The sequence below is a fragment of the Enterobacter sp. ECC-249 genome, assembly GCF_043965265.1.
GTDB lineage: Bacteria > Pseudomonadota > Gammaproteobacteria > Enterobacterales > Enterobacteriaceae > Enterobacter > Enterobacter quasiroggenkampii.
Map to the genome: position 1 here is coordinate 829069 of NZ_CP143660.1, position 26598 is coordinate 855666.

At 55.3% G+C, this 26598-nt stretch carries 24 protein-coding genes; 13 read left to right on the forward strand and 11 right to left on the reverse strand.

Translation table 11 applies throughout. The features are described from left to right. The first annotated feature begins 114 nt into the window (after positions 1-114). A complete protein-coding gene (gene psiE / locus V1587_RS04010; protein WP_000202963.1) occupies positions 115-525 on the forward strand; it encodes a phosphate-starvation-inducible protein PsiE in 411 nt (136 codons plus the stop codon). Between the two features lie 97 nt (positions 526-622). Here the strand turns inward: psiE and malG are convergent, their stop codons facing one another. The 3 genes from malG to malE all read right to left on the reverse strand — a co-directional run bounded on the left by malG (position 623) and on the right by malE (position 4383). Then, complete coding sequence (gene malG, locus V1587_RS04015) at positions 623-1513, reverse strand: maltose ABC transporter permease MalG (RefSeq protein ID WP_008500077.1); 891 nt, start codon at positions 1511-1513, stop codon at positions 623-625. Positions 1514-1527: 14 nt separating this feature from the next. Continuing rightward, positions 1528-3072: a maltose ABC transporter permease MalF gene (gene malF / locus V1587_RS04020; RefSeq protein ID WP_395314510.1), complete on the reverse strand. Its 1545-nt coding sequence runs from the start codon at positions 3070-3072 to the stop codon at positions 1528-1530. A 120-nt stretch (positions 3073-3192) separates the two neighbouring features. Further along, the gene (malE, locus tag V1587_RS04025) at positions 3193-4383 is read right to left on the reverse strand and encodes a maltose/maltodextrin ABC transporter substrate-binding protein MalE (RefSeq protein WP_039264157.1); all 1191 of its coding nucleotides are present in this window, start codon (positions 4381-4383) and stop codon (positions 3193-3195) included. Positions 4384-4753: 370 nt separating this feature from the next. Between malE and malK the strand changes: the two genes are divergently transcribed. The 3 genes from malK (at position 4754) to malM (ending at position 8315) form a co-directional block, all read left to right on the forward strand. Continuing rightward, the gene (gene malK / locus V1587_RS04030) at positions 4754-5863 is read left to right on the forward strand and encodes a maltose/maltodextrin ABC transporter ATP-binding protein MalK (protein ID WP_371899851.1); all 1110 of its coding nucleotides are present in this window, start codon (positions 4754-4756) and stop codon (positions 5861-5863) included. Positions 5864-5934: 71 nt separating this feature from the next. Beyond that, positions 5935-7248, forward strand: coding sequence for a maltoporin (locus V1587_RS04035; RefSeq protein ID WP_371899853.1), 1314 nt, complete (start codon positions 5935-5937; stop codon positions 7246-7248). Positions 7249-7361: 113 nt separating this feature from the next. Further along, positions 7362-8315 (forward strand): maltose operon protein MalM, encoded by a 954-nt coding sequence (malM, locus tag V1587_RS04040; RefSeq protein ID WP_371899852.1) that lies wholly within the window; start codon positions 7362-7364, stop codon positions 8313-8315. An 86-nt stretch (positions 8316-8401) separates the two neighbouring features. Here the strand turns inward: malM and V1587_RS04045 are convergent, their stop codons facing one another. From V1587_RS04045 to V1587_RS04060, 4 genes are all read right to left on the reverse strand, one after another. Then, positions 8402-9529, reverse strand: coding sequence for a T6SS immunity protein Tli4 family protein (locus tag V1587_RS04045; RefSeq protein WP_395314511.1), 1128 nt, complete (start codon positions 9527-9529; stop codon positions 8402-8404). A gap of 61 nt (positions 9530-9590) precedes the next feature. Beyond that, a complete protein-coding gene (locus V1587_RS04050; RefSeq protein ID WP_395314512.1) occupies positions 9591-10718 on the reverse strand; it encodes a T6SS immunity protein Tli4 family protein in 1128 nt (375 codons plus the stop codon). 61 nt (positions 10719-10779) lie between these two features. After that, positions 10780-11913, reverse strand: a complete 1134-nt coding sequence (locus V1587_RS04055; protein WP_395314513.1) for a T6SS immunity protein Tli4 family protein — start codon at positions 11911-11913, stop codon at positions 10780-10782. Beyond that, entirely contained in the window at positions 11910-13451 is a 1542-nt protein-coding gene (locus tag V1587_RS04060) for a hypothetical protein (protein WP_371899573.1), read from the reverse strand. Before V1587_RS04060 ends, V1587_RS04055 begins: the two co-directional genes overlap by 4 nt. A 217-nt stretch (positions 13452-13668) precedes the next feature. Between V1587_RS04060 and ubiC the strand changes: the two genes are divergently transcribed. Continuing rightward, positions 13669-14166: a chorismate lyase gene (gene ubiC / locus V1587_RS04065; RefSeq protein ID WP_023334136.1), complete on the forward strand. Its 498-nt coding sequence runs from the start codon at positions 13669-13671 to the stop codon at positions 14164-14166. Positions 14167-14178: 12 nt separating this feature from the next. Continuing rightward, entirely contained in the window at positions 14179-15048 is an 870-nt protein-coding gene (gene ubiA / locus V1587_RS04070) for a 4-hydroxybenzoate octaprenyltransferase (RefSeq protein ID WP_371899572.1), read from the forward strand. Between the two features lie 88 nt (positions 15049-15136). On the opposite strand, the gene zntA is transcribed toward ubiA, so the two are convergent. Together zntA and V1587_RS04080 are read right to left on the reverse strand one after the other, a co-directional pair. Next, on the reverse strand, positions 15137-17308 hold the full coding sequence (gene zntA / locus V1587_RS04075; protein ID WP_371899571.1) for a Zn(II)/Cd(II)/Pb(II) translocating P-type ATPase ZntA: 2172 nt from the start codon (positions 17306-17308) through the stop codon (positions 15137-15139). Positions 17309-17384: 76 nt separating this feature from the next. After that, complete coding sequence (locus V1587_RS04080) at positions 17385-18011, reverse strand: lysoplasmalogenase (RefSeq protein ID WP_371899570.1); 627 nt, start codon at positions 18009-18011, stop codon at positions 17385-17387. A 129-nt stretch (positions 18012-18140) separates the two neighbouring features. Here V1587_RS04080 and V1587_RS04085 point away from each other — a divergent pair, with 129 nt between their 5' ends. Beyond that, complete coding sequence (locus V1587_RS04085) at positions 18141-18497, forward strand: DUF2500 domain-containing protein (RefSeq protein ID WP_111965828.1); 357 nt, start codon at positions 18141-18143, stop codon at positions 18495-18497. 60 nt (positions 18498-18557) lie between these two features. Here the strand turns inward: V1587_RS04085 and V1587_RS04090 are convergent, their stop codons facing one another. Both V1587_RS04090 and rsmD read right to left on the reverse strand, forming a co-directional pair. Next, the gene (locus V1587_RS04090) at positions 18558-18839 is read right to left on the reverse strand and encodes a DUF1145 family protein (RefSeq protein WP_010436509.1); all 282 of its coding nucleotides are present in this window, start codon (positions 18837-18839) and stop codon (positions 18558-18560) included. Further along, positions 18823-19425, reverse strand: a complete 603-nt coding sequence (gene rsmD, locus V1587_RS04095) for a 16S rRNA (guanine(966)-N(2))-methyltransferase (RefSeq protein WP_371899568.1) — start codon at positions 19423-19425, stop codon at positions 18823-18825. The genes V1587_RS04090 and rsmD overlap by 17 nt, the downstream gene beginning before the upstream one ends. A 127-nt stretch (positions 19426-19552) precedes the next feature. Here rsmD and ftsY point away from each other — a divergent pair, with 127 nt between their 5' ends. The 6 genes from ftsY to livJ all read left to right on the forward strand — a co-directional run bounded on the left by ftsY (position 19553) and on the right by livJ (position 26538). After that, on the forward strand, positions 19553-21013 hold the full coding sequence (ftsY, locus tag V1587_RS04100; RefSeq protein WP_371899567.1) for a signal recognition particle-docking protein FtsY: 1461 nt from the start codon (positions 19553-19555) through the stop codon (positions 21011-21013). A 2-nt stretch (positions 21014-21015) separates the two neighbouring features. Then, a complete protein-coding gene (ftsE, locus tag V1587_RS04105; RefSeq protein WP_025758973.1) occupies positions 21016-21681 on the forward strand; it encodes a cell division ATP-binding protein FtsE in 666 nt (221 codons plus the stop codon). After that, the gene (ftsX, locus tag V1587_RS04110; RefSeq protein WP_045909157.1) at positions 21674-22729 is read left to right on the forward strand and encodes a permease-like cell division protein FtsX; all 1056 of its coding nucleotides are present in this window, start codon (positions 21674-21676) and stop codon (positions 22727-22729) included. The genes ftsE and ftsX overlap by 8 nt, the downstream gene beginning before the upstream one ends. A gap of 251 nt (positions 22730-22980) precedes the next feature. Further along, the gene (gene rpoH / locus V1587_RS04115; protein ID WP_033144392.1) at positions 22981-23838 is read left to right on the forward strand and encodes an RNA polymerase sigma factor RpoH; all 858 of its coding nucleotides are present in this window, start codon (positions 22981-22983) and stop codon (positions 23836-23838) included. A 136-nt stretch (positions 23839-23974) separates the two neighbouring features. Further along, the gene (locus V1587_RS04120; protein ID WP_371899566.1) at positions 23975-25240 is read left to right on the forward strand and encodes a 4-aminobutyrate--2-oxoglutarate transaminase; all 1266 of its coding nucleotides are present in this window, start codon (positions 23975-23977) and stop codon (positions 25238-25240) included. A 197-nt stretch (positions 25241-25437) separates the two neighbouring features. Beyond that, positions 25438-26538, forward strand: coding sequence for a branched chain amino acid ABC transporter substrate-binding protein LivJ (livJ, locus tag V1587_RS04125; protein ID WP_072163886.1), 1101 nt, complete (start codon positions 25438-25440; stop codon positions 26536-26538). The last annotated feature ends 60 nt before the right edge of the window (positions 26539-26598 follow it).

The following is a 26598-nucleotide window of genomic DNA, read 5'->3' on the forward strand; positions in this document are numbered from 1 at the left end:
GAGGGCCGGGGTGAGGGGAATCCTCTCCGGTGCGCTAAACATAAACAAAAAATATAGATCTCCGTCACATTTTTGCGTTATACAGAAACCTCGCCCTGGAGAATGAGGTGCTGTATGACATCCCTGACTCGCCCGCGCGTTGAGTTTATCTCAACTATCCTCCAGACCGTGCTAAATCTCGGTCTGTTGAGCCTTGGCCTGATACTGGTCGTCTTTTTGGGTAAAGAGACGGTGCATCTGGCGGATGTACTGTTCGCCCCTGAACAAACCAGCAAATATGCGCTGGTGGAAGGCCTGGTGGTCTACTTTCTCTACTTTGAATTTATCGCCCTGATTGTGAAGTACTTTCAGTCCGGCTTTCACTTCCCGCTACGCTATTTTGTCTACATCGGGATCACCGCGATTGTGCGGCTGATCATCGTCGATCATAAATCCCCGCTCGACGTGCTGATCTACTCGGCGGCGATCCTGCTGCTGGTGATCACCCTCTGGCTGTGTAACTCGAAGCGGCTGAAACGCGAATAAAAAAATGGCGCTCCGAAGAGCGCCTAACAACAGTCACAAGTTGGGTCAATACAATACGTCTAAAGTTGAGGGTTGCAGTGGCATAACAAAATGAAACTTAACCTTTCACACCGCCCGCCGTCAGGCCGTTCACCAGCCAGCGCTGCGCCAGCAGGAACACCACGGTAATCGGGATGGCGGAGAGTACGGCCGCCGCGGCAAAGTCGCCCCACAGGTAGTTTTGCGGGTTGAGGTATTGCTGCATACCTACGGCCAGGGTGTAGCTGTTCACATCACGCAGTAACAGTGAGGCAACCGGTACTTCGGTGATCGCAGCGATAAACGACAGGATAAACACCACCGCCAGAATCGGCACCGACAGCGGCAGCAGCACCAGGCGGAACGCCTGCCACGGGGTAGCCCCATCCAGCGCGGCCGCTTCTTCCAGCGAACCGTCGATGGTTTCGAAATAGCCCTTAATGGTCCACACATGCAGTGCGATACCGCCAAGGTAGGCGAAAATCACGCCGCCGTGGGTGTTCAGACCGATAAACGGAATGTACTGGCCCAGGCGGTCAAACAGGGCATACAACGCCACCAGCGACAGCACCGCCGGGAACATCTGGAAAATCAGCATCCCTTTCAGCAGCGTCGCTTTTCCCGGGAAACGCATACGGGCAAAGGCGTAAGCGCAGGTGGTGGACAGCGCCACGATACCGATCGCGGTAATGCCTGCGATTTTCACCGAGTTCCACAGCCACAGCAGCACCGGGAACGGCGGCGGCGTGACGCGGCCATCCGCGTGTTCCACGCTGAAGCCCAGCGCGAGCTTCCAGTGCTCCCAGGAGATTTCGTCCGGGATCAGGCTCCCGGTGGCGAAGTTACCCGAACGCAGGGAGATGGCGATAACCATCAGCAGCGGGAACATGATCGCCGCGATGAAAATCAGCAGGCCTAAGTGCGTCGCCAGGAGGCGCAGTTTCTGAGATTTGGGTTGTACCATAGCCATGTTCAGTGCCCTCCTTAGTCAAATTTCATACGTGTGGCTTTCAGGTTCACTATCGCCAGAGCGCCCACCAGCAGGAAGATCAGGGTGGCAATCGCTGCCGCCAGACCGAAGTCCTGGCCGCCGCCGCCTTCGAAGGCGATACGGTAGGTGTAGCTCACGAGCAGGTCGGTATAGCCTGCGGGCGTCGTGGTGCCGAGGCGGTCCGGGCCACCGTTGGTCAACAGCTGAATCAGCACGAAGTTATTAAAGTTAAAGGCGAAGCTGGCAATCATCAGCGGGGTAAGCGGCTTGATGAGCAGCGGCAGCGTAATCTTAAAGAAGTTCTGGAACGGACCCGCACCGTCCATCGCTGAAGCTTCGTACAGGTCATCCGGGATGGCCTTCAGCAGCCCCATGCACAGGATCATCATGTACGGATAGCCCAGCCAGGTGTTGACGATGATGATCATCGAGCGGGCGGTGGTCGGGTCGCTGAACCAGGCCGGTTTGATGCCAAACAGGGCGCTCAGCATCATGTTGATTTCACCGAAGCTCTGGTTAAACAGCCCTTTGAAAATCAGAATCGAGATAAACGACGGCACGGCATACGGCAGAATCAGCAGCACGCGGTAGATCGCTTTGCCCTTCAGGGATTCCCACTGGACCAGACAGGCCAGCACCATACCCACGGCCACGGTGAGGATCACGGTCAGTACGGAGAAGACCACAGTCCAGACGAAGATGGCGAAGAACGGTTTCTGAATGCCTTCGTCGGTAAACACGCGGGTAAAGTTGTCCCAGCCGATGGTGACGGTATAGCCCGGGCTGAGTTTGTCATCACCCCATTTGCCGTCGGCAGTAATGGACTGATAGAAACCAATGTCGTTATTCGGACGATATTTCACGCCGCTCTGGTTGTTGGTCAGCGTGCCGTCATCCGCAAGGGTATAGAGCGGTTGGGTGCCTGAGAACTGGCGCAGCGAGCTCATGATCACTTTGCTTTCGTCTGGCAGCACGGCGGTGAGCTGGGTCAGCGCCTGACGGTTCTGAGTAATGACGCGCAGGTTGGCACGTTCACCTTCCGGCAGGGCTTGCGCCTCTTTTAAGGCCAGCTTCTGCTCGCCGCCAAATTTGAAGGCGTCAGAGATATAGTATTTCCCGCTTGCTTCATCAGTGAGCGCTAACTTCCACTCATTACCTGCAGGATACAGGCCGAAGTTAAAGGTCTTGCCTGCCTGGTATGAGCGGTCCAGCAGAACCTGCTGCGCGCGTTCCTGCGCAAGCTGGTTGGTGCTGCTGTAGTTGGTAAACGCAATGGCGACGGTACAAATCAACGGGAACAGGACAAACAGCCCCATCCCGGCCACGCCAGGGTAGACATAGCGCCAGGCGTAGGCTTTACGGTTGGCGAAAATATACAGGCCAGCAGAGCTTAAAATCAGCGTCATGATGGCGAACAGATATTCCCCTTGTACGTACATTAAAACAACAAGGTAACCCACCAGCAGGCACAGCAGACCGATCGCTGACCACTTCAGCGCGTCGCTTTGCCACCAGCGTTTCTTTTTAATGACATCCATGGGGTTCTTCCTCTACAACGGTGGAATCTTATCGTCAGGTGGCGCTGCGCTTACCTGACCTACGGATCGTGCCGTAGTCGTAGGGCGGGTAAGCGCACGCGCCACCCGCCGTTTTTCTGCTTACTTAGTAATACGACCCTGAGCATCTTTCAGCGCGGCATCGACAGTCTGGCGACCGCTTGCAGCGTTGATAACCGCGGTACGCGTGGCGTACCAGAAAGCGGCCATCTGTGGGATGTTCGGCATGATTTCGCCTTTCTGGGCGTTATCCATGGTTGCCGCGATACGTGGGTCTTTCGCCAGCTGATCCTGGAAGGATTTCAGCGCAACGGCGCCCAGCGGTTTGTCCTTGTTCACTTCATCCAGACCCTGATCGGTCAGCAGGTAGTTTTCCAGGAACTCTTTCGCCAGCTCTTTGTTCGGGCTGGCGGCGTTGATGCCTGCGCTCAGCACGCCAACGAACGGTTTAGACGGCTTGCCTTTGAAGGTTGGCAGCAGCGTCACGCCGTAGTTGACTTTGCTCTTGTCGATGTTGGTCCAGGCCCACGGACCGTTGATGGTCATCGCGGTTTCGCCTTTGTTGAACGCCGCTTCCGCGATGGAGTAATCGGTATCCGCGTTCATGTGTTTGTTCTTGATAAGGTCAACCAGGAAGGTCAGGCCCGCTTTCGCGCCAGCGTTATCCACGCCCACGTCTTTCACGTCATACTTGCCGTTTTCAAACTTGAACGCGTAACCGCCGTCGGCAGCAATCAGCGGCCAGGTGAAGTACGGCTCTTGCAGGTTGAACATCAGGGCGGATTTACCTTTCGCCTTCAGCTCTTTATCCAGTTTCGGGATCTCTTCCCAGGTTTTCGGCGGGTTAGGGACCAGGTCTTTGTTGTAAATCAGAGACAGGGCTTCAACCGCGATTGGGTAAGCGATCAGCTTGCCGTTATAGCGAACGGCATCCCAGGTGAATGGGAAGAGTTTGTCCTGGAACGCTTTATCCGGTGTGACTTCAGCCAGCAGGCCAGACTGTGCGTAACCCCCGAAACGGTCATGCGCCCAGAAGATGATGTCCGGGCCGTCGCCGGTTGCTGCAACCTGCGGGAATTTCTCTTCCAGCTTATCCGGGTGTTCTACGGTAACTTTGATACCGGTGTCTTTCTCGAATTTTTTGCCCACTTCGGCCAGGCCGTTATAGCCCTTGTCGCCGTTAATCCAGATAACCAGCTTGCCTTCTTCAATTTTGGCGAGCGCTGGTGCGGAAATCATCATTGCTGCGAGGGCGGACAATGCGAAAACGCGTGCGCCAGTCTTGATATTCATATCTGCCATCCTTTTTGGTGATGTGCTCGTGGATACATAAGGTGGTTCAACGTGACTCAGTCTCCTTATTTGACATCCTCTTTCCATCCTCCCAACCCCTACGCCCCACCCCCCGTTTGTGTGATCTCCGTTGCATAAATTTAAGTTATGAGTGCTGGCGCACATAAAAACCCACCGAATTTTGCAGGCGGCTTCACGAATTTTGCCTCAGCCCTCCCACGCCGGTCGCAGAGCCTGCTCCCTCATCCTCCCGCCTCCTCCCCCATAAAAAAGCCGGGGGGTGGAGGATTCGGGAAAGTAATGGATACCCCATAGTGAACTTATCTTGAATGTTTCTGTCGGTGACAGGTTGTAACGAAGGGAGAAGGGCATGGCGAGCGTACAGCTGCGTAATGTAACGAAAGCCTGGGGTGACGTTGTGGTGTCGAAAGACATCAATCTGGACATCCACGAAGGTGAATTCGTGGTATTTGTCGGCCCATCAGGCTGCGGTAAATCAACTCTGCTGCGTATGATTGCCGGTCTTGAAACCATCACCAGCGGCGACCTGCTGATCGGTGATACCCGAATGAACGACATCCCGCCTGCCGAACGTGGCGTAGGCATGGTGTTCCAGTCTTATGCTCTCTATCCCCATCTTTCCGTCGCCGAGAACATGTCCTTTGGCCTGAAGCTGGCCGGTGCGAAGAAAGAGGTCATTAACCAGCGCGTGACGCAGGTGGCGGAAGTGTTACAGCTGGCGCACCTGCTGGAGCGTAAGCCGAAAGCGCTTTCCGGCGGTCAGCGCCAGCGCGTGGCGATTGGCCGTACTCTGGTCGCCGAGCCGCGCGTGTTCCTGCTCGATGAACCGCTTTCTAACCTGGATGCCGCCCTGCGCGTCCAGATGCGTATCGAAATCTCCCGTCTGCACAAGCGTCTTGGCCGCACGATGATTTACGTCACCCACGATCAGGTGGAAGCGATGACCCTCGCCGACAAAATCGTGGTGCTGGATGCCGGTCGCGTGGCGCAGGTGGGTAAACCGCTGGAGCTGTATCACTACCCGGCAGACCGCTTTGTTGCGGGCTTCATTGGCTCGCCAAAGATGAACTTCCTGCCCGTCAAAGTGACCGCGACAGCGATTGAACAGGTACAGGTGGAGCTGCCAAACCGCCAGCAGGTCTGGCTCCCGGTCGACAGCGCCAACGTACAGGTGGGGGCAAACATGTCCCTCGGTATTCGTCCTGAGCATTTACTGCCGAGCCACATCGCCGATGTGACGCTGGAAGGTGACGTTCAGGTCGTCGAACAGCTTGGTCACGAAACACAGATTCATATCCAGATCCCCGCCATCCGTCAGAACCTGGTCTACCGCCAGAACGACGTGGTGTTGGTAGAAGAGGGTGCCAGATTCGCTATCGGCTTGCCGCCAGAGCGTTGCCATCTGTTCCGTGAGGATGGCACTGCATGTCGTCGGTTGCACAAAGAGCCAGGCGTTTAAGCAATCCCAAAAGAAGACACGAAACCGACAGGTGAAGTGTTCAAAGAAAAGCAATGATCTCAGGAGATAGAATAATGATTACTCTGCGCAAACAAGTCCCTCTGGCAATTGCCGTTGCGGCAGGCATCCTGTCTGCCCAGGCAGGCGCCGTGGACTTTAAAGGTTATGCTCGTTCCGGCATTGGCTGGACCGGGAGTGGCGGTGAACAGCAGTGTTTCCAGGCAACAGGTGCTCAAAGTAAATACCGTCTGGGTAACGAATGTGAGACCTACGCTGAACTGAAACTGGGCCAGGAAGTGTGGAAAGAAGGCGATAAGAGCTTCTACTTCGACACCAACGTTGCCTATTCCGTCTCTCAGCAGAACGACTGGGAATCCACCAGCCCAGCCTTCCGTGAAGCTAACGTGCAGGGTAAAAACCTCATTGAAGCATTGCCAGGTTCCACCATCTGGGCCGGTAAGCGCTTCTATCAGCGTCATGACGTTCACATGATCGACTTCTACTACTGGGATATTTCAGGTCCTGGTGCGGGTATCGAAAACATCGACCTGGGCTTTGGTAAGCTCTCTCTGGCCGCAACCCGTTCTTCTGAAGCGGGCGGCTCAGCGACCTTCGCCGATCGTGATGCGCAGGGTAACCGTATTTATGACAACCTGGTACCGAACGATGTCTTCGACGTCCGTTTAGCACAGATGCAGGTCAACGAAGGCGGTACGCTGGAGTTCGGTGTTGATTATGGCCACACCAATATTCCGGATGACTACTACCTGCAGCCTGGCGCGTCTAAAGACGGCTGGATGTTCACTGCTGAACACACCCAGAGCATGCTGAAGGGCTTTAACAAGTTTGTGCTTCAGTACGCAACGGACTCTATGACCTCCAACGGCAAGGGCCGTGCGGAAGGTGGTAGCATCAACAACAACGGCGACATGTGGCGCGTGCTGGACCACGGTGCGATCTCTCTGGGCGACTCCTGGGACCTGATGTACGTGGGTATGTACCAGGACATCAACCTGGATAACAACAACGGCACCAAATGGTGGACCGTCGGTGTTCGTCCTATGTACAAATGGACGCCAATCATGAGCACCTTGCTGGAAGTTGGCTACGACAACGTCAAATCTCAGAAAACTGACGATACCAACAGCCAGTACAAAATCACCCTGGCACAACAATGGCAGGCAGGCGACAGCATCTGGTCCCGTCCGGCTATCCGTGTCTTCGCAACCTACGCGAAATGGGATGAGAAATGGGGCTACGCGAACGGCGACTCCGGTGCAGGCTATGACTCTGGTATTGCGTACAGCGACACTTCCGCAAAAACCTTCAGCCGTGGCGACTCTGATGAGTGGACCTTCGGTGCCCAGATGGAAATCTGGTGGTAATTCGTTAGACCTGACGTAATGACCTAAAAGAGGGGCGTGAGCCCCTCTATCCTTAGGGTGCTGCGCGCTATTGCCTGGCCACCGCAGTGCTCACGCTATCAGAGGTAATAACAATGAAAATGAAGAAAAGTCTCGTCGCGCTGTGCCTCTCTGCGGGGCTGATGGCCTGTGTTCCGGCGGTCTCCCTGGCAGACGTGAATTTCGTGCCACAAAATACCAGCGCTGCGCCAGCTATCCCGGCAGCGGCGCTCCAGCAGCTGACCTGGACACCGGTTGATCAATCTAAAACGCAATCTACTCAGCTTTCTACGGGCGGACAGCAGCTGAACGTGCCGGGGATCACCGGGCCGGTTGCCGCCTACAGCGTGCCGGCTAACATTGGTGAGTTAACTCTGACGCTGACCAGCGAAGTGAGCAAGCAAACCAGCGTCTTTGCGCCGAACGTGTTGATTCTGGATCAGAATCTGACGCCATCTGCTTTCTTCCCAAGCGAGTACTTTGGCTATCAGGAACCTGGCGTCATGAGCGCGGACCGTCTGGAAGGTAAAATGCGCCTGACGCCAGCTCTGGGACAGCAGAAGATTTATGTTCTGGTTTTCACGACTGAAAAAGATCTACAGCAGACCACTAAGCTTATCGATCCGGCAAAAGCCTACGCCAAAGGTACAGGTAACTCTGTTCCGGATATCCCGGATCCGTTAGCGCGGCACGTCACCGACGGCCTGCTCAAGCTGAAAGTCTCAACGAACAATGCGTCCAGCGTCCTGGTCGGCCCGCTGTTTGGCTCCTCCGGTACCGGACCTGTCACCGTAGGCAACACCGCTGCACCTGCCTATACCGCGCCAGCTGCCACGGCGGCCGCACCGGTAGCAACCGCAGCGCCAGCCCCGGCGAAGAAAGCGGAGCCGGTACTGAACGACACCGAAGCATACTTCAACAACGCCATTAAGCAGGCGGTGAAGCGCGGCGATGTCGATAAAGCGCTGAAACTGCTTGATGAAGCCGAACGTTTAGGTTCAACCACTGCCCGTTCCACCTTTATCAGCAGTGTAAAAGGCAAGGGGTAACCGTTTCCCCGCAGTGCTGATTTGTTAGTCGTTTGGTGCGCCTGAGTGGGCGCACTTTTTTTTGCCGCTGCTCATGGGCAATCTGTTCAGAAGGCATTTTCCCTGACGCGGAAAGAACGAATGATGCGATCCCAGATTTCCACCAGTTCAGCGTCGCTGTAGGCCGATGGGGATGAGACATCACTTCCTTCAGGCAAGATCTCATTGCTTAATGTCAGATCAAGGCTGGGGTGGGCAAAATCAGCGTTGGTTTCATTGACTACGGCGGTAAACATGAGTTGTTTTGACGGATTATCGGATGATTTTTCTGGCGGGGCGGTGATTAGCCATTCACTGGCATTAAAACCGGCAATTCGTGCTTCTCCTTTTCGCAGCGTACTTCCGTCTATACTATTGATATACGATTGAATTTCACCACTGCGCTCCAGCATGGTTGTGCTTTCCTTAAGGGCATTATTGCTCCAGACCGAAAAAGAAAACACCGAACTATACGGGTAAACAAAGGTAATATCTTCCTTAGGCTTGCCGTTTCCGTCGCGGATAAATCCTTGCGGAATGCAGGTGCCGGGCGCGGAAGGAATATCCTCGTTATGCCGTCCGCTGAGCCGGGACATGAGGTCCTGTAATTCTGCCAGTTTCTGGGGTTTAGTATTGAGAGAACCGGCACTGGCAACGGCTTTTAAAAGGTCCTGTTTATCTTTTTGATACTTTGGGTCAGACAAATCGGTAATCTCCTGCGTCAGGATGAATGCCACACCGTCAACGTACAGATGACCTTCCAGAATGCGCCCAAATCCCGCCACACTCTCATTTCTGTTGCGGTCAAAAATCACCGCATTATCACTCAGCCTGTATACCTGCTTGAGAAAAGGCTGATCTACAGGGTCAACGGTAGCGCTGTTTTTCAGTTTCTGTTCCCGGAGCCGGATACGCTGCTCAAAAGCCGGACGGTAGAGCCGCTTGCTGCTGATGCGGATCTCATTAATCTGCACCCGGTCAGTCAGGGTGTTTTCGAATGAGGCCGGAATCTCGAACACATAGCGCCCCACGCACTGGGATTTGGTGGTGGCAAAAAGAGTATTAACCATACGTTTTTCCTTGTCCGTTAACGCCGGGGGCGCATGCACGAATATCACATAGTTATGGATGTAATATCCTGCCGCCAGCAGCAGAAGCGTAAGGGTGACAATCAGGGGGAATGTGTCTTTTTTCATGGGGCGGGAACCTGCTGCACAATCTTTATCACTTCATTTTCCTTTTGTTGTGATACCCGTTTCAGAAGGCATTATCCCTGACGCGAAAAGAACGAATGATGCGATCCCAGATTTCCACCAGTTCAGCGTCGCTGTAGGCCGATGGGGATGAGACATCACTTCCTTCAGGCAAGATCTCATTGCTTAATGTCAGATCAAGGCTGGGGTGGGCAAAATCAGCGTTGGTTTCATTGACTACGGCGGTAAACATGAGTTGTTTTGACGGATTATCGGATGATTTTTCTGGCGGGGCGGTGATTAGCCATTCACTGGCATTAAAACCGGCAATTCGTGCTTCTCCTTTTCGCAGCGTACTTCCGTCTATGCTATTGATATACGATTGAATTTCACCGCTGCGCTCCAGCATGGTTGTGCTTTCCTTAAGGGCATTATTGCTCCAGACCGAAAAAGAAAACACCGAACTATACGGGTAAACAAAGGTAATATCTTCCTTAGGCTTGCCGTTTCCGTCGCGGATAAATCCTTGCGGAATGCAGGTGCCGGGCGCGGAAGGAATATCCTCGTTATGCCGTCCGCTGAGCCGGGACATGAGGTCCTGTAATTCTGCCAGTTTCTGGAGTTTAGTGTTAAGAGAACCGGCACTGGCAACGGCTTTTAAAAGGTCCTGTTTATCTTTTTGATACTTTGGGTCAGACAAATCGGTAATCTCCTGCGTGAGGATAAACGCCACTCCGTCAACGTAGAGATGACCTTCCAGAACGCGCCCAAACCCCGCCACACTCTCATTTCTGTTGCGGTCAAAAATCACCGCATTATCACTCAGCCTGTATACCTGCTTGAGAAAAGGCTGATCTACAGGGTCAACGGTAGCGCTGTTTTTCAGTTTCTGTTCCCGCAACCGGATACGTTGCTCAAAAGCCGGACGGTAGAGCCGCTTGCTGCTGATGCGGATCTCATTAACCTGCACCCGGTCGGTCAGGGTGTTTTCGAATGAGGCCGGAACCTCAAACACATAGCGCCCCACGCACTGGGATTTGGTGGTGGCAAAAAGAGTATTAACCATACGTTTTTCCTTGTCCGTTAACGCCGGGGGCGCATGCACGAATGTCACATAGTTATGGATGTAATATCCTGCCGCCAGCAGCAGGAGCGTAAGGGTGACAATCAGGGGGGATGTGTCTTTTTTCATGGGGCGGGAACCTGCTGCACAATCTTTATCACTTCATTTTCCTTTTGTTGTGATACCCGTTTCAGAAGGCATTATCCCTGACGCGAAAAGAACGAATGATGCGATCCCAGATTTCCACCAGTTCAGCGTCGCTGTAGGCCGATGGGGATGAGACATCACTTCCTTCAGGCAAGATCTCATTGCTTAATGTCAGATCAAGGCTGGGGTGGGTAAAATCAGCGTTGGTTTCATTGACTACGGCGGTAAACATGAGTTGTTTTGACGGATTATCGGATGATTTTTCTGGCGGGGCGGTGATTAGCCATTCACTGGCATTAAAACCGGCAATTCGTGCTTCTCCTTTTCGCAGCGTACTTCCGTCTATACTATTGATATACGATTGAATTTCACCGCTGCGCTCCAGCATGGTTGTGCTTTCCTTAAGGGCGTTATTGCTCCAGACCGAAAAAGAAAACACCGAACTATACGGGTAAACAAAGGTAATATCTTCCTTAGACTTGCCGTTTCCGTCGCGGATAAACCCTTGCGGAATGCAGGTGCCGGGCACGGAAGGAATATCCTCGTTATGCCGTCCGCTGAGCCGGGACATGAAGTCCTGTAATTCTGCCAGCTTCTGGGGTTTATCATTCGCCATCCAGTCAGGTCTTCCTGCCTCCTTGCGCAGATAAAACGCTCGCTCTTTTGCGAAGCGCGGATCAGAATAATCGGTAATCTCCTGCGTGAGGATAAACGCCACTCCGTCAACGTAGAGATGACCTTCCAGAACACGCCCAAACCCCGCCACACTCTCATTTTCATTGCGGTCAAAAATCACCGCATTATCACTCAGCCTGTATACCTGCTTGAGAAAAGGCTGATCTACAGGGTCAACGGTAGCGCTGTTTTTCAGTTTCTGTTCCCGGAGCCGGATACGCTGCTCAAAAGCCGGACGGTAGAGCCGCTTGCTGCTGATGCGGATCTCATTAATCTGCACCCGGTCAGTCAGGGTGTTTTCGAATGAGGCCGGAATCTCGAACACATAGCGCCCCACGCACTGGGATTTGGTGGTGGCAAAAAGAGTATTAACCATACGTTTTTCCTTGTCCGTTAACGCCGGGGGCGCATGCACGAATGTCACATAGTTATGGATGTAATATCCTGCCGCCAGCAGCAGAAGCGTAAGGGTGACAATCAGGGGGAATGTGTCTTTTTTCATGGGGCGGGAACCTGCTGCACAATCTTTACCACCGAGCGAACCGTGAACACCAGGGCGTCGGAGAGATCGCTGTATACCGAGCGGGAGCGATCGACAGGATCGACAGCATAAGCTCCTTCATGATCCACATCTGTTGCCAGGACACCCTGAATACGTGAAGAGGAGGTGCGGACGGAGGTGATCGGCACGGTTCCATCACCGGGGCTTGCCGATGAAATTAGTTGATGAGTTCTTAACGGGGACAGTTCAATAGGGTTAGCTGCATTTTCCCTGCACCTCTGCGCTTCCTTAACGCTCTGGGGGATCCGCTCTTCCCATGTCAGGAATCCATCTGACGGGTTGCTTTTGCTGGCTCCGTAAAACAGCCTGGTCTGGGGGTGGTATTTGCCGTTTAACTTCTCAATAAATTTTTTAACGACATTACTTATTGTTTTCTCATATTTATTCCATTCGGCCCTGGTATCATCCAGCAGCAAATCCTGCTCACATAGCCGCCACCACGCTGTTTTGTTTAGATAAATTTCCTCATATGGATTGGCCACCGGGAGGGAAAGTTGAGTCTCCTTACTGTTGATTTTCAGCCATCCCGGACCATAAGCCATGCCCGGCAGCAGTTGTAACGGACCGGGAGACTGTGCCAGAACCGGCATCAGCTTTTCTGCACTGTCCCCGATAATCATTCCAGTGACGCCACGCTCACCGATCTTCATGCGGCGATAAGCTGCCGGTGATCCGAGATCCGGCATGACGCCGTGTACGATGCCCAGGATTGAGGCCTGCCCGCCCATATTTTCCGAGTAATGGCGGGCGACCAGTCCGCCCATCGAATGGGTGATCAGGATGACCTTGTTGACTGCCAGGCGTCCGTGGTACGTACTCAGCACCTTACGGATATATTCGCCCAGCAACGCCGCAGAGTCCGCATTCGATTGCAGCCAGTTGTAACCAAAAACGTGCAGAGGGAATAAGAACTTGTGCCCGTGAGCCACTTCTTCTTCGCTTAGCATCTGCTCCTGAGGCTCGTCACCGATTCTGACGCCGATAAAACGCTGCCGTGCCGTTTGCAACTGTATTTCCCGAAAGTAATTATCCATCAGGATATCGTCGTCGCTGAGCAGATATTGCAGCCGGTCAAGCGACTCACCGTAGCTCATATAAAACGCACTTCCCCATCCGCGGGCGCGACGGGACGGGAATTTTTTGCCATCCGCACCGTCGTTTAAAATTTCTCCGGAGTCATCGACGATAGTGGTCTTTGGATCAAGCAGTTGTTTTCTTTTTTGGGGGCCAGCAAGTGGCCATTTTTTAAGCGAAGAAAAGCTGAACTGCCAGACTTTTTTATCCCCGCTCTTTAAGTTTGACCCCATCACCCCAGGAATAAAAATCACCGGGATCACTTTTGAAGGCGGCACGAGACAAACAGAAAGATGGTTTTTGCCTTTTGGCTGAGGAACAAGCTTATAATGAAACGTGCCATCGTCATCCCAGATAGGACGATGATAAGACTTATTAGGGGGATTATTTTTATTGTCATCCATGTATTAATTGCCTGATATTCCTTCTCAAGAGCTGCATTAGCTCACAGTTTAGCCATGTGATACTTAACTAAAATCAATTTCTGCTATTGCTGCCACGAACATATCTCCCGCGCTGTTGCGCTCTTGTTGCAACAGTGATCGTTAAATAACGTTTGGCCCCCCTCAATCCGCGTTTCTGCGATACAATGCCATTACGTTATGTATCGGAGAGTCTGGCATGTCACACCCTGCGCTAACGCAACTGCGTGCGCTGCGCTATTTCGACCAAATACCTGCGCTTGATCCGCAGCAACTGGACTGGTTGCTGCTGGAAGATTCCATGACGAAACGTTTTGAGCAGCAGGGAAAAACGGTTACGGTGACCCTGATTCAGGAAGGGTTTGTCTCTGGCGATGAGATCGCCAGCGAGCTGCCGCTGCTGCCGCAAGAGCCACGCTACTGGCTGCGCGAAATTTTACTCTGTGCCGATGGTGAGCCTTGGCTTGCCGGGCGGACGGTGGTGCCCGAGTCCACCCTTTCCGGGCCAGAGCTGGCGCTGCAACGTCTGGGTAAAACGCCGCTGGGGCGTTACCTTTTTACCTCGTCTGAGCTTACCCGGGATTTTATTGAGATTGGTCGTGATGCCGAACTGTGGGGGCGTCGTTCCCGCCTTCGCCTGAGCGGTAAGCCGTTAATTCTGACGGAGCTTTTTTTACCGGCATCACCGTTGTACTAAGAGGAAGAAAAAATGGAGTGGAGCCTGACGCAGAATAAGCTGTTGGCGTATCACCGCTTAATGCGTACCGATAAACCGATTGGCGCGTTGCTGCTGCTGTGGCCGACCCTGTGGGCGCTATGGCTCGCCACGCCGGGCGTGCCGCCGCTGTGGATCCTTGGCGTGTTCATTGCTGGCGTCTGGCTAATGCGCGCGGCGGGATGCGTGGTCAATGATTATGCCGATCGTAAATTCGACGGCCATGTAAAGCGTACTGCCGGTCGTCCGTTACCCAGCGGGCAGGTCACCGGGAAAGAAGCCCGCGTGCTGTTCATCGTTCTGGTGCTGCTCTCTTTCCTGCTGGTGTTAACCCTCAACACCATGACCATTTTGCTTTCCGTTGCGGCGCTGGCCCTGGCCTGGGTGTATCCGTTTATGAAGCGCTACACCCACCTGCCTCAGGTGGTGCTTGGCGCGGCGTTTGGCTGGTCGATTCCGATGGCGTTTGCGGCGGTTAGTGAGTCCTTACCGCTCAGCTGCTGGCTGATGTTCCTGGCGAACATTCTCTGGGCCGTGGCTTACGACACGCAATACGCGATGGTAGACCGCGACGATGACCTGAAAATTGGCATCAAATCAACCGCCATCCTCTTTGGCCGTCAGGACAAGCTGATTATCGGTATCCTGCAGGTCGCGGTGCTGGCTCTGATGGTGGCGATCGGTCGCCTGAACGGGCTGAACTGGGAGTTTTACTGGTCGGTGCTGGTGGCGGGGCTGCTGTTTGCGTACCAGCAAAAGCTGATTGCGAAGCGCGAACGCGACGCCTGCTTCAAGGCGTTTATGAATAATAACTACGTCGGTCTGGTGCTGTTTTTAGGCCTGGCGATGAGCTACTTCTTATAAAAAAAGCCGGGTGGCGGCTTCGCCTTACCCGGCCTACGTTTTAGCAGGATATGTAGGCCCGGTAAGCGTCAGCGCCACCGGGCGTTTTTTACCGGCGACGCAGCAGCCGAAGCGCGTTCGCCGTCACCAGCACCGTCGCGCCGGTATCCGCCAGCACCGCCAGCCACAGCCCGGTCATGCCCAGCAGCGTGGTCACCAGGAAAATCCCCTTCAGCCCCAGCGCGATGCCGATGTTCTGACGGATATTGGCCCGCGTCGCCCGCGCCAGGCTAATCATCTGCGCCAGCCCGGTCAGGCGGTTGTGGGTCAGCGCCGCGTCAGCCGTTTCCAGCGCCACGTCGGTACCGCTGCCCATTGCAATACCTATGGTGGAGGCTTTCATCGCCGGAGCATCGTTAATCCCGTCACCGACCATCGCCAGAGGGGCCTTAGCGTTCAGCTCCGTTACCGCGCTGACCTTATCCGCAGGCAATAATCCAGCTTTAAACTCCAGCCCCAGCTCGCCGGCAATCGCTGCCGCCGCGCGAGGGTTATCACCGGTGAGAATAACGCCCTGCACGCCAAGCTGATGCAGCGCCGTCACGGCCTCTTTAGCGTCATCGCGCAGAGTGTCGCGCAGCGCCAGCATCCCTTTCGCGACGCCGTCCTGCATAACGGTCACGATGGTTTGTCCGGTCTGTTCTAACGCCTCAACCTCTGGAGTAGAAGACTTGCCCGCCGCGACAATCAGTACCTTTTTACCGTCAACGACGGCCTCAATCCCTGACCCTACCAGCGCCCGCTGTGCGCTTGCCGGAGGGAGGTTCAGCCCGCGCGACTGCGCTTCACGTACAATCGCCTGCGCCAGCGGGTGCGTGGAGCCCTGCTCAACGGCAGCGGCCAGGGTCAGCAGTTCATCTTCACTGATGTCCTGCGGATATACGCCGGTCACCTGAGGCTTGCCGACGGTTAACGTTCCGGTTTTATCGAAGGCGATATGCTGGACCTGGCTCAGCTGCTCCAGCGCCGCGCCGCCCTTAATCAGCGCCCCGCGACGTGCCGCCGCTGCCAGCCCGGAGGTAATCGCCGCCGGGGTGGAAATCACCAGCGCGCACGGACAGCCGATCAGCAGCAGCGTCAGCCCTTTATAAATCCAGCCCTCCCACGGCGCGCCAAAAAGCAGCGGTGGGACGACGGTGACCAGCAGGGCAACTAGCATAATGGCGGGCGTGTAAACCCGGCTGAAGCGGTCGATAAAGCGTTCGACCGGCGCGCGGCGCTCTTCGGCCTCTTCAATCAGCTTCAGGATACGGTCGATGGCGCTGTCGCCCGGCTCGGAAAGCACGGTGAGCTGTACCAGACGGTCGACGCTGGTGGCGCCTGCAGGCACTTTTTCACCTGCCGCGCGCTCTACCGGAATGGATTCCCCGGTCAGGGCGCTCTCGTCGAAGCTGGCGGTGGCGGTAACAAGCGCACCATCGGCGGGTAAACGACCACCTGCCGCGACTTCAATCATGTCGCCCGGACGAAGGGTCGTGATGGCGACCGTTTCACGCGTGCCGTTTACCACGCGAGTGGCGGTTTCCGGCTTCAGCGCCATCAGCGCGCTGACCCCTTTACGCGCCCGGCTGGCCGCCCAGCCCTCAAGACGTTCACCGATTAAGAACAGCAGCAGCACCATCGCCGCTTCTGCCGTTGCGCCAATAAACAGCGCCCCAATCGCCGCCACGCTCATCAGCGTTTCAATGGCGAACCAGCTGCCGCTTTTCATCAGGCGCAGCGCCTGACGGGCAATCGGGAACAGCCCGACCAGCGTGGTGGCGATAAACGCCAGGTTGCCGAACGGGTGGTTAATCTGTTCCAGCCCCCAGCTCAGGGCCATCATGATGATGAGCGTAATGAGCGGCAGGTTTTCCTTCAGGGAAGAGGCTTTTTCAGCGGGCGCCGTTTCGCTGCGCAGGGTATAGCCCGCCTTGCTGACCGCGGATTCAACCTGTTTGCTGACGTCGTTATCGGCGCTAACCAGCAGCTTTTCGGTGGCGAACAGCACCTGAACGTGACTTACGCCCGGCACTTGTTTGACGGCGTTTTCCACTTTGCGCGCGCAGGCGGCGCAGTCCATGCCGTTAACGACCCAGCTGTAGCGATTTCCGCTTTCCGGAAGGGGTTGAGTTGGCGTTTCGCACGCGCCTTCGCAGCAGCACTCGTCTTTCGACGGAGCCGGGCTGAGCTTAAGTGCCGAAAATTGAGGAACTTTTTTAGGTATTTCTGGAGTCGACATGGCAGTCTCCGGTAATGATAATTTTCTCATTAACCGCAGCATACACTCTGGAGTCGACTCCAGAGTCAAGCGCTATTTAGATATACAGCGAACGCACAATCAGGAAATGCCCGGCAAAGTAGCAGGCGGCGGCAATCGCGTTATCCGCCCGGAAGCGGCGGCGATAGTGGCTGCCCAGCCAGACGACATTCCCGATCAGCAGCAGCGCGGCGCCGAAGAAGGCGGACATTGCCGGAGCGGTCGGACGGAAGAACCACAGCTCGCCTGCCAGCCACACCATCACCAGCGTCATGGCGATAAACGTGCAGACCGGTAAACGCATCTCTTCCAGACGCGACCAGATCACCGCGATCAGCAGGGCGCCAATCACCAGCAGGACCAGCGGCAGCGGCCAGAAGAAAGAGAGTGTCATCTGGCTGGCAAAGTAGATGGTATACAGCAGATGGGAGAGGAAGAACGCCCCAACGGCATACAGCAGGCGCTGGCGCGGCAGCAGGGTTAAGGCATCGCCAATCAGGGATGCACACAGCCCCGCTAGCACCAGATAGCTGACGACGTTGAACATCGGCGCTTGCCAGGCCAGCAGCAGCAGGAGCAACAGCGTGACCGGTTTAAACAGCCAGCGCTGCCAGGTGGGACCACGGTACGACGCATCGACATAAAGCCATGCGGAAAAACAGACAGCGATAAATGACCAAAGCATATTAACTCCCTGTATCTGTTAAGCCTGAATAATCAGTTTCTGATCCAGTGTAGTGATGCGGGCGGGCGTTTGGCAATGGCGGGGAAGGCAGGGTATCCTGAATTCCGCATAATCTGATGGGATTTTTCAATGAGCAAGATGCCGCTTTTTTTCATTATCGTGGTGGCGATTATCGTTATTGCCGCCTCGTTCCGCTTCGTGCAGCAGCGCCGCGAGAAGGCGGATAACGATGCCGCACCGCTGATGCAAAAGCGCGTGGTGGTGACGAACAAACGCGAAAAACCGCTCAATGACCGCCGCTCGCGCCAGCAGCAGGTGACGCCTGCGGGCACAACAATGCGCTATGAAGCGAGCTTTAAGCCGGAAACGGGCGGCCTGGAGATGACCTTCCGCCTGGAGGCGCAGCAGTACCATCAGCTGACGGTGGGGGAGAAAGGGACGCTGAGCTACAAAGGGTCGCGGTTTGAAGATTTTAGAGCTGAATAACGCTCGATCGGTTCCCTCTCCCTGTGGGAGAGGGTTAGGGTGAGGGCATCAGCCCGCACCTTACTTCTTCACCTGCGCCTTAAACTTCTTCATCCACACCAGCAGCTCAAACACACCGAAAATAAACACGCGCAGCTGCTGCCAGCCCGTCATCTGCGGGCCGTCTTTCGGCAGGCCGTTTTTCAGCATCACCATCTGCAGGGCGTGCATGAACGAGGTGAAAATCAGCGCCACGTTAACGAAAATGTTCATCGGGCGCGGGAACGGGTGCACCAGATTCAGAATCAAGAACGCCCAGACGCCCAGCATCAGTAAACGTCCCAGGTTAATCAGTACTGGCATCGGATCCTCCTTGTGCCTGACGGTGATACAGACGATAAGCAACCTGACCCGCGACTTTTTCACGGTGCAGATCCCAGTGGGCGGGAACCGGCGGTAAACCGTTTTCCACTTCGCTTTCCACGTAAATCAATGCGTCATCCGCCAGCCAGCCGTTTTGCTCCAGCAGGGATAACGTCTCCTCCAGCAGCCCCTTGCGGAACGGCGGGTCGACAAACACCACGGTGTGCGGTGTGCCTTTCTGCGCAAGAAAACTCAGCGTATTGGTATTCACCACTTTGGCGTTGCTCGCCTTCAGCGTCGCCAGATTTTGCTGCAGCGTCTGTGCCACGCCGCGCTCCATCTCCAGCAGCGTGGCGCTGGCAGCATAGCGCGACAGCGCTTCCAGCCCGAGCGCGCCGCTTCCGGCGAAGCAATCCAGGCAACGGGCGTCTACCATTGACGGGGCCAGCCAGTTAAACAGCGTTTCGCGCACGCGGTCGGTAGTAGGGCGTAAACCGGGGCTGTCCGGTACCGGTAATTTCCGGCCTCGCCACTGACCGCCGATAATACGAATTTGACCGGCCGGGGCGCGGTTGGGTTTCTTCATCTCAGGAAAGCTCTGTTAACAATTGGCCTGCGATTGCGGGCGGTGATGTCAATTAAGTAAAGTGTTAGACTATTTCATCATTTTTTTAGCTTCCATGTATATAGCGCCGCGAGGAGTGTAGTCGCAGATGGCAAAACAAAAAAAACGTGGCTTCTTTTCCTGGCTGGGCTTCGGTGAAAAAGAGCAAGAAACAGAACAGAAAACCGAAGAGCAACAAGCCGTTGAAGAGCAGTCTCAGCCTGAAACGCCTGTAGAAACCGCCGCGGTTGTCGAAGCGGAAGAGACGGCGCACAGCAAAGAAGAGATTGAAACCTTTGCACAAGAGGTGGTTGAGGTCACGGAACAGGTTCAGGAGAGCGAGAAGCCAGAACCGATTATCGTTGAGGATATTACCGAAACGCCACAGGCCGTTATCGAGCACGAAGAGCTGCCGCTGCCGGAAGAGGTGAAAGCCGAAGAGGTTTCTGCCGAAGAGTGGCAGGCCGAAGCGGAAACCGTTGAAATTGTTGAAGCGGTGGAAGAAGAAGCGGCGCTTGAGCCAGAGCTGACCGACGAAGAACTGGAAGCTCAGGCGCTGGCGGCGGAGGCCGCTGAAGAAGCGGTCATCGTTGTGCCCGTAGAAGAGCAGGCCGAAGACGAGATCGTTCAGGAGCAGGAAAAACCGACCAAAGAAGGTTTCTTCGCGCGCCTGAAGCGCAGCCTGCTCAAAACCAAAGAAAACTTAGGTTCCGGATTTATCAGTCTGTTCCGCGGCAAGAAGATCGACGACGATCTCTTTGAAGAACTGGAAGAACAGCTGCTGATTGCGGACGTCGGCGTGGAAACCACCCGTAAGATCATCGCCAACCTGACCGAAGGGGCGAGCCGCAAACAGCTGCGCGACGCCGAAGCGCTGTACGGCCTGCTGAAAGACGAGATGGGTGAAATTCTCGCAAAAGTTGACGAACCGCTTAATATTGAAGGCAAAACGCCATTTGTTATTCTGATGGTCGGCGTGAACGGCGTGGGTAAAACCACCACCATCGGCAAGCTGGCGCGCCAGTTCGAGCAGCAGGGCAAATCGGTGATGCTGGCGGCGGGCGACACCTTCCGTGCGGCGGCGGTTGAGCAGCTGCAGGTCTGGGGCCAGCGCAACAATATCCCGGTGATTGCCCAGCATACCGGCGCGGATTCCGCGTCCGTTATCTTCGACGCCATCCAGGCGGCGAAGGCGCGCAACGTGGACGTGCTGATTGCCGATACCGCAGGGCGTTTGCAGAATAAATCGCACCTGATGGAAGAGCTGAAGAAAATCGTTCGCGTCATGAAGAAGCTGGACGAAGACGCACCGCATGAAATTATGCTGACCATTGATGCCAGCACCGGACAGAACGCCATCAGCCAGGCAAAACTGTTCCATGAAGCGGTAGGACTGACGGGGATCACGCTGACGAAACTGGACGGCACCGCGAAAGGCGGGGTGATCTTCTCCGTGGCCGACCAGTTCGGCATTCCTATCCGTTACATCGGTGTGGGCGAGCGTATTGAGGATTTACGTCCGTTTAAGGCGGACGACTTTATTGAGGCATTATTTGCCCGAGAGGACTAACAATGATTCGCTTTGAACACGTCAGCAAGGCCTATCTCGGTGGGAGACAAGCGCTGCAGGGGGTCACATTCCACCTGCAGCCGGGCGAGATGGCATTCCTGACCGGCCATTCCGGCGCGGGGAAAAGTACCCTGCTCAAGCTTATCTGTGGGATCGAGCGGCCAAGCGCCGGGAAAATCTTTTTCGGCGGGCATGAGATCAGCCGCCTGAAAAACCGCGAAGTGCCGTTCTTGCGTCGTCAGATCGGCATGATTTTCCAGGATCACCACCTGCTGATGGATCGCACCGTTTTCGATAACGTGGCCATTCCGCTGATTATTGCCGGCGCCAGCTATGACGATATCCGCCGTCGCGTTTCCGCGGCGCTGGATAAGGTCGGGCTGCTGGACAAAGCGAAGAACTTCCCGATCCAGCTCTCCGGCGGTGAACAGCAGCGCGTGGGTATCGCCCGCGCGGTGGTGAACAAGCCGGCGGTGCTGCTGGCGGATGAACCGACCGGTAACCTGGACGATGCCCTGTCAGAAGGGATTTTGCGTCTGTTTGAGGAGTTTAACCGCGTGGGGGTTACCGTATTGATGGCGACGCACGACATCGGGCTGATTTCCCGTCGTTCGTACCGCATGCTGACCCTGAGCGACGGGCATTTGCACGGAGGCCACGGTGAATAAGCGTGATGCAATAAACCAGATTCGGCAGTTCGGGAACCGGTTTGACCGTTTTCGTAAGCCGCAGGGCGGGGGTGACGGCAATCGTAATGCGCCGAAGCGCCAGAAGGCCGCGCCAAAACCGGCTTCCCGCAAAACCAACGTGTTTAACGAGCAGGTGCGCTACGCGTTCCACGGCGCGCTGCAGGACCTGAAAAGCAAACCGCTGGCGACGTTCCTGACGGTGATGGTAATCGCCATCTCCCTGACGCTGCCAAGCGTCTGTTATATGGTCTATAAAAACGTTAACCAGGCGGCCTCACAGTATTACCCATCTCCGCAGATCACGGTCTATCTGGATAAAGCGCTCGACGATAACGCGGCCGCGCAGGTGGTTGGGCAAATTCAGGCCGAGCAGGGCGTGGAGAAGGTCAACTATCTCTCACGTGAAGACGCCCTGGGCGAGTTCCGTAACTGGTCTGGTTTTGGCGGCGCGCTGGATATGCTCGAAGAGAACCCGTTGCCTGCCGTGGCGGTGGTGATCCCGAAGCTGGATTTCCAGGGGACCGATTCGCTTAATACCCTGCGCGATCGCATCACGCGGATTAAGGGCATTGATGAAGTGCGCATGGATGACAGCTGGTTTGCGCGTCTCTCTGCTCTGACCGGGCTGGTAGGCCGCGTCGCGGCGATGATTGGCGTGCTGATGGTGGCGGCGGTCTTCCTCGTTATCGGCAACAGCGTTCGCCTGAGCATCTTCGCCCGTCGCGATACCATTAACGTGCAGAAACTGATTGGTGCGACGGATGGCTTCATCCTCCGACCGTTCCTTTACGGTGGCGCACTGCTCGGTTTTTCCGGAGCATTTCTTTCACTGATATTATCAGAAATTTTGGTGATGCGGCTTTCCTCTGCCGTGACTGAAGTGGCGCAGGTTTTCGGAACGAAGTTTGATATCAGCGGCTTAGGGTTCGATGAGTGCCTGTTACTGCTGCTGGTGTGTTCGATGATTGGGTGGGTGGCAGCATGGCTGGCAACCGTTCAACATTTACGTCACTTTACTCCCGACTAATAAAAGCGTGATATAATCTTTCCCTGCACCGAGATGTTCGCTCTGCAGGGAAAGCGTCCCTGTTGTCGCTTCCCCTGTTATCATTTCCATGTCACATTTTGTGCGTAATTTATTCACCGTTGCACCTGGAACTTGTGGATAAAATCACTGTCTGATAAAAGAGTGAATGCTAATCTCGTTGCTCAAACGCTTTGGCATGGTTGTTGCCTGACGGGGACAGCCTGGACCAGAAGAAACATTGAGAGGAATGAATGACCAAAGAAATGCAAACTTTAGCTTTAGCCCCTGTTGGTAACCTGGAATCTTATATCCGGGCTGCGAACACCTGGCCGATGTTAACGGCCGAGGAAGAAAAGGAGCTTGCTGAAAAGCTGCATTACCAGGGCGATCTGGAAGCAGCGAAAAAGCTGATCCTGTCTCACCTGCGCTTTGTTGTTCACATTGCTCGTAATTATGCGGGCTATGGCCTGCCGCAGGCGGACTTGATTCAGGAAGGTAACATCGGCCTGATGAAGGCTGTGCGTCGCTTTAACCCGGAAGTGGGTGTGCGACTCGTCTCCTTCGCCGTACACTGGATCAAAGCAGAAATTCATGAATACGTGCTGCGCAACTGGCGTATCGTGAAAGTCGCCACGACAAAAGCGCAACGCAAACTGTTCTTCAACCTGCGTAAAGCCAAGCAGCGTCTGGGCTGGTTCAATCAGGATGAAGTTGAAATGGTGGCGCGCGAGCTGGGCGTATCCAGCAAAGACGTGCGTGAGATGGAATCCCGTATGGCCGCGCAGGACATGACCTTTGATATGTCCTCCGACGACGATGCATCTGACAGCCAGCCGATGGCGCCGGTTCTGTATCTGCAGGATAAAACCTCTAACTTTGCCGATGGCATCGAAGAGGATAACTGGGAAGATCAGGCCGCGAACAAGCTGACCCATGCGATGGAAGGCCTCGACGAGCGTAGCCAGGATATTATCCGCGCCCGCTGGCTGGACGAAGACAACAAGTCCACGCTGCAGGAGCTGGCCGACCGCTACGGCGTTTCTGCGGAACGTGTCCGTCAGCTTGAAAAGAACGCCATGAAAAAACTTCGCGCCGCTATCGAAGCGTAATTTCCGCGAAGTACACCGAGAACCCTCGAATGCAAATTCGGGGGTTTTGTTTTTTTAGCGCCCGCTCTGGCGAATTCCCTCCCCCTGGCAAACACTTACTGATGCGCTAAGCAGGCGACTTTCTCAGGGGGACAGGGTGAAAAATAACGAACTGAACGACCGGCGTTTACAGGCGACGCCGCGCGGCATCGGCGTGATGTGTAACTTCTATGCCGATAAAGCTGAAAACGCCACGGTGTGGGACGTGGAAGGCAATGAGTACATCGACTTCGCCGCCGGGATCGCGGTGCTGAATACCGGCCATCGCCATCCCAAAGTCATTTCAGCCATTGAAAAACAACTCCACGCGTTTACCCATACGGCGTACCAGATCGTGCCGTACGAGGGCTATGTCGCGCTTGCCGAGCGTATCAACCAGCGCGTGCCCGTTGACGGTCCGGCTAAAACGGCGTTCTTCTCCACGGGGGCTGAGGCGGTCGAAAACGCGGTCAAAATTGCTCGGGCGTACACTAAACGTCCTGGCCTGATCACCTTCGGCGGCGCGTTCCATGGCCGCACCTTTATGACCATGGCGCTGACCGGCAAAGTTGCGCCGTACAAGCTCGGCTTTGGCCCGTTCCCCGGTTCGGTTTATCACGCGCAGTATCCGAATGAACTGCACGGCATCAGCACGGCGGAAGCGTTAAAAAGCCTGGAACGCATCTTTAAGGCGGATATCGCACCCGACCAGGTTGCGGCCATTATTCTCGAACCGGTTCAGGGGGAGGGGGGCTTCAACATTGCTCCTGCTGATTTTATGCAGGCGCTGCGCACCCTGTGCGATACCCACGGCATTTTGCTGATTGCCGACGAGGTGCAAAGCGGTTTCGCCCGTACCGGCAAGCTGTTCTCGATGGAACACCACTGCGTGAAGCCCGATCTGATCACCATGGCGAAAAGCCTGGCGGGCGGAATGCCGCTCTCAGCGGTGTCGGGCCGTGCTGAGGTGATGGATGCGCCCGCGCCGGGCGGGCTGGGCGGTACCTACGCGGGTAACCCACTGGCGATTGCGGCGGCGCATGCCGTGCTCGACGTGATTGATGAGGAAGATCTCTGCACGCGCTCGGCGCATCTGGGCCATCACCTGGTGGAAGTGCTGAACAAGGCGAAGGAACACTGCTCGTATATCGCGGATATTCGCGCGCAAGGCTCGATGGTGGCGGTGGAGTTTAACGACCCGCAAACGGGCCAGCCTTCGCCGGAATTTACCCGCCAGGTCCAGGAGCGCGCGTTGCAGGAAGGACTGCTTCTTCTGAGCTGCGGCGTCTACGGCAACGTCATTCGTTTCCTCTATCCGCTGACTATCCCTGAAGTCCAGTTCCGTAAAGCGCTGGACATTATCTCCGCGTCGCTGACACGTTAAAGCCACACGCCCGGCGAAAATCCCTGCCGGGCCTGGCATATATTCATTTCAAATTAGCTATTCCAAAATCATAAAAATCGGGTATGTTTTAGCAGAGTATGCTGAAAAAGCGCGAACAGCACACCTATAACTGACATAAAGCGCTGCACAACAACATCACAACAATCGTAATAACCATAATAATGGGGAATCTCAGGATGAACATGAAGGGTAAAGCGTTACTGGCAGGATGTATCGCGTTGGCATTCAGCACCATGGCGCAGGCAGATATTAAAGTGGCTGTGGTTGGCGCGATGTCCGGTCCGGTAGCACAGTACGGCGACCAGGAGTTTACTGGCGCAGAACAGGCGGTTGCAGACATTAATGCCAAAGGCGGTATTAAGGGCGAAAAACTGCAGATCGTAAAATATGATGATGCCTGTGACCCGAAACAAGCGGTCGCGGTTGCGAACAAAGTGGTGAACGACGGGATCAAATACGTTATCGGTCACCTGTGCTCTTCCTCTACTCAGCCTGCGTCTGACATCTACGAGGACGAAGGTATTCTGATGATCACCCCGGCTGCGACCGCACCGGAGCTGACCGCGCGTGGCTACAAGCTGACCCTGCGCACCACCGGCCTGGACTCTGACCAGGGCCCAACCGCGGCGAAATATATCGTTGAAAAAGTGAAGCCGAAGCGCATTGCTATCGTTCATGACAAACAGCAGTACGGTGAAGGTCTGGCGCGTTCCGTCCAGGATAACCTCAAAAAAGCCAATGCTGACGTGGTGTTCTTCGACGGGATCACCGCCGGTGAGAAAGACTTCTCCACCCTGGTGGCGCGTCTGAAGAAAGAGAATATCGACTTCGTATACTACGGTGGCTACCACCCGGAAATGGGCCAGATCCTGCGCCAGGCGCGCGCGGCGGGTCTGAAAACCCAGTTTATGGGCCCGGAAGGCGTGGCGAACGTTTCTCTGTCTAACATCGCGGGTGAATCTGCTGAAGGCCTGCTGGTGACCAAACCGAAGAACTACGATCAGGTCCCTGCGAACAAGCCTATCGTAGATGCCATCAAGGCGAAGAAACAGGATCCAAGCGGCGCGTTCGTCTGGACCACCTATGCGGCGCTGCAGTCTCTGCAGGCAGGCCTGAACCAGTCAGCCGATCCGGCTGAAATTGCCACCTGGCTGAAAGCGAACACGGTTGAGACCGTTATGGGGCCACTTTCCTGGGACGCGAAGGGCGACCTGAAGGGCTTCGAGTTCGGCGTGTTTGACTGGCATGCTAACGGCACGGCGACAGACGCCAAATAAACGCAAATGGCAACCGTAAGGTTGCCATTTTAGTGTTTGCACCCTCTCCCCGTGGGAGAG

Excerpts from the sequence above, each read along its gene's own strand:
- psiE (WP_000202963.1), top strand. The coding sequence starts at position 115 with ATGACATCCCTGACTCGCCCGCGCGTTGAGTTTATCTCAACTATCCTC.
- malG (WP_008500077.1), bottom strand. The coding sequence starts at position 1,513 with ATGGCTATGGTACAACCCAAATCTCAGAAACTGCGCCTCCTGGCGACG.
- malF (WP_395314510.1), bottom strand. The coding sequence starts at position 3,072 with ATGGATGTCATTAAAAAGAAACGCTGGTGGCAAAGCGACGCGCTGAAG.
- malE (WP_039264157.1), bottom strand. The coding sequence starts at position 4,383 with ATGAATATCAAGACTGGCGCACGCGTTTTCGCATTGTCCGCCCTCGCA.
- malK (WP_371899851.1), top strand. The coding sequence starts at position 4,754 with ATGGCGAGCGTACAGCTGCGTAATGTAACGAAAGCCTGGGGTGACGTT.
- malM (WP_371899852.1), top strand. The coding sequence starts at position 7,362 with ATGAAAATGAAGAAAAGTCTCGTCGCGCTGTGCCTCTCTGCGGGGCTG.
- V1587_RS04045 (WP_395314511.1), bottom strand. The coding sequence starts at position 9,529 with ATGAAAAAAGACACATTCCCCCTGATTGTCACCCTTACGCTTCTGCTG.
- V1587_RS04050 (WP_395314512.1), bottom strand. The coding sequence starts at position 10,718 with ATGAAAAAAGACACATCCCCCCTGATTGTCACCCTTACGCTCCTGCTG.
- V1587_RS04055 (WP_395314513.1), bottom strand. The coding sequence starts at position 11,913 with ATGAAAAAAGACACATTCCCCCTGATTGTCACCCTTACGCTTCTGCTG.
- V1587_RS04060 (WP_371899573.1), bottom strand. The coding sequence starts at position 13,451 with ATGGATGACAATAAAAATAATCCCCCTAATAAGTCTTATCATCGTCCT.
- ubiC (WP_023334136.1), top strand. The coding sequence starts at position 13,669 with ATGTCACACCCTGCGCTAACGCAACTGCGTGCGCTGCGCTATTTCGAC.
- ubiA (WP_371899572.1), top strand. The coding sequence starts at position 14,179 with ATGGAGTGGAGCCTGACGCAGAATAAGCTGTTGGCGTATCACCGCTTA.
- zntA (WP_371899571.1), bottom strand. The coding sequence starts at position 17,308 with ATGTCGACTCCAGAAATACCTAAAAAAGTTCCTCAATTTTCGGCACTT.
- V1587_RS04080 (WP_371899570.1), bottom strand. The coding sequence starts at position 18,011 with ATGCTTTGGTCATTTATCGCTGTCTGTTTTTCCGCATGGCTTTATGTC.
- V1587_RS04085 (WP_111965828.1), top strand. The coding sequence starts at position 18,141 with ATGAGCAAGATGCCGCTTTTTTTCATTATCGTGGTGGCGATTATCGTT.
- V1587_RS04090 (WP_010436509.1), bottom strand. The coding sequence starts at position 18,839 with ATGCCAGTACTGATTAACCTGGGACGTTTACTGATGCTGGGCGTCTGG.
- rsmD (WP_371899568.1), bottom strand. The coding sequence starts at position 19,425 with ATGAAGAAACCCAACCGCGCCCCGGCCGGTCAAATTCGTATTATCGGC.
- ftsY (WP_371899567.1), top strand. The coding sequence starts at position 19,553 with ATGGCAAAACAAAAAAAACGTGGCTTCTTTTCCTGGCTGGGCTTCGGT.
- ftsE (WP_025758973.1), top strand. The coding sequence starts at position 21,016 with ATGATTCGCTTTGAACACGTCAGCAAGGCCTATCTCGGTGGGAGACAA.
- rpoH (WP_033144392.1), top strand. The coding sequence starts at position 22,981 with ATGACCAAAGAAATGCAAACTTTAGCTTTAGCCCCTGTTGGTAACCTG.
- livJ (WP_072163886.1), top strand. The coding sequence starts at position 25,438 with ATGAACATGAAGGGTAAAGCGTTACTGGCAGGATGTATCGCGTTGGCA.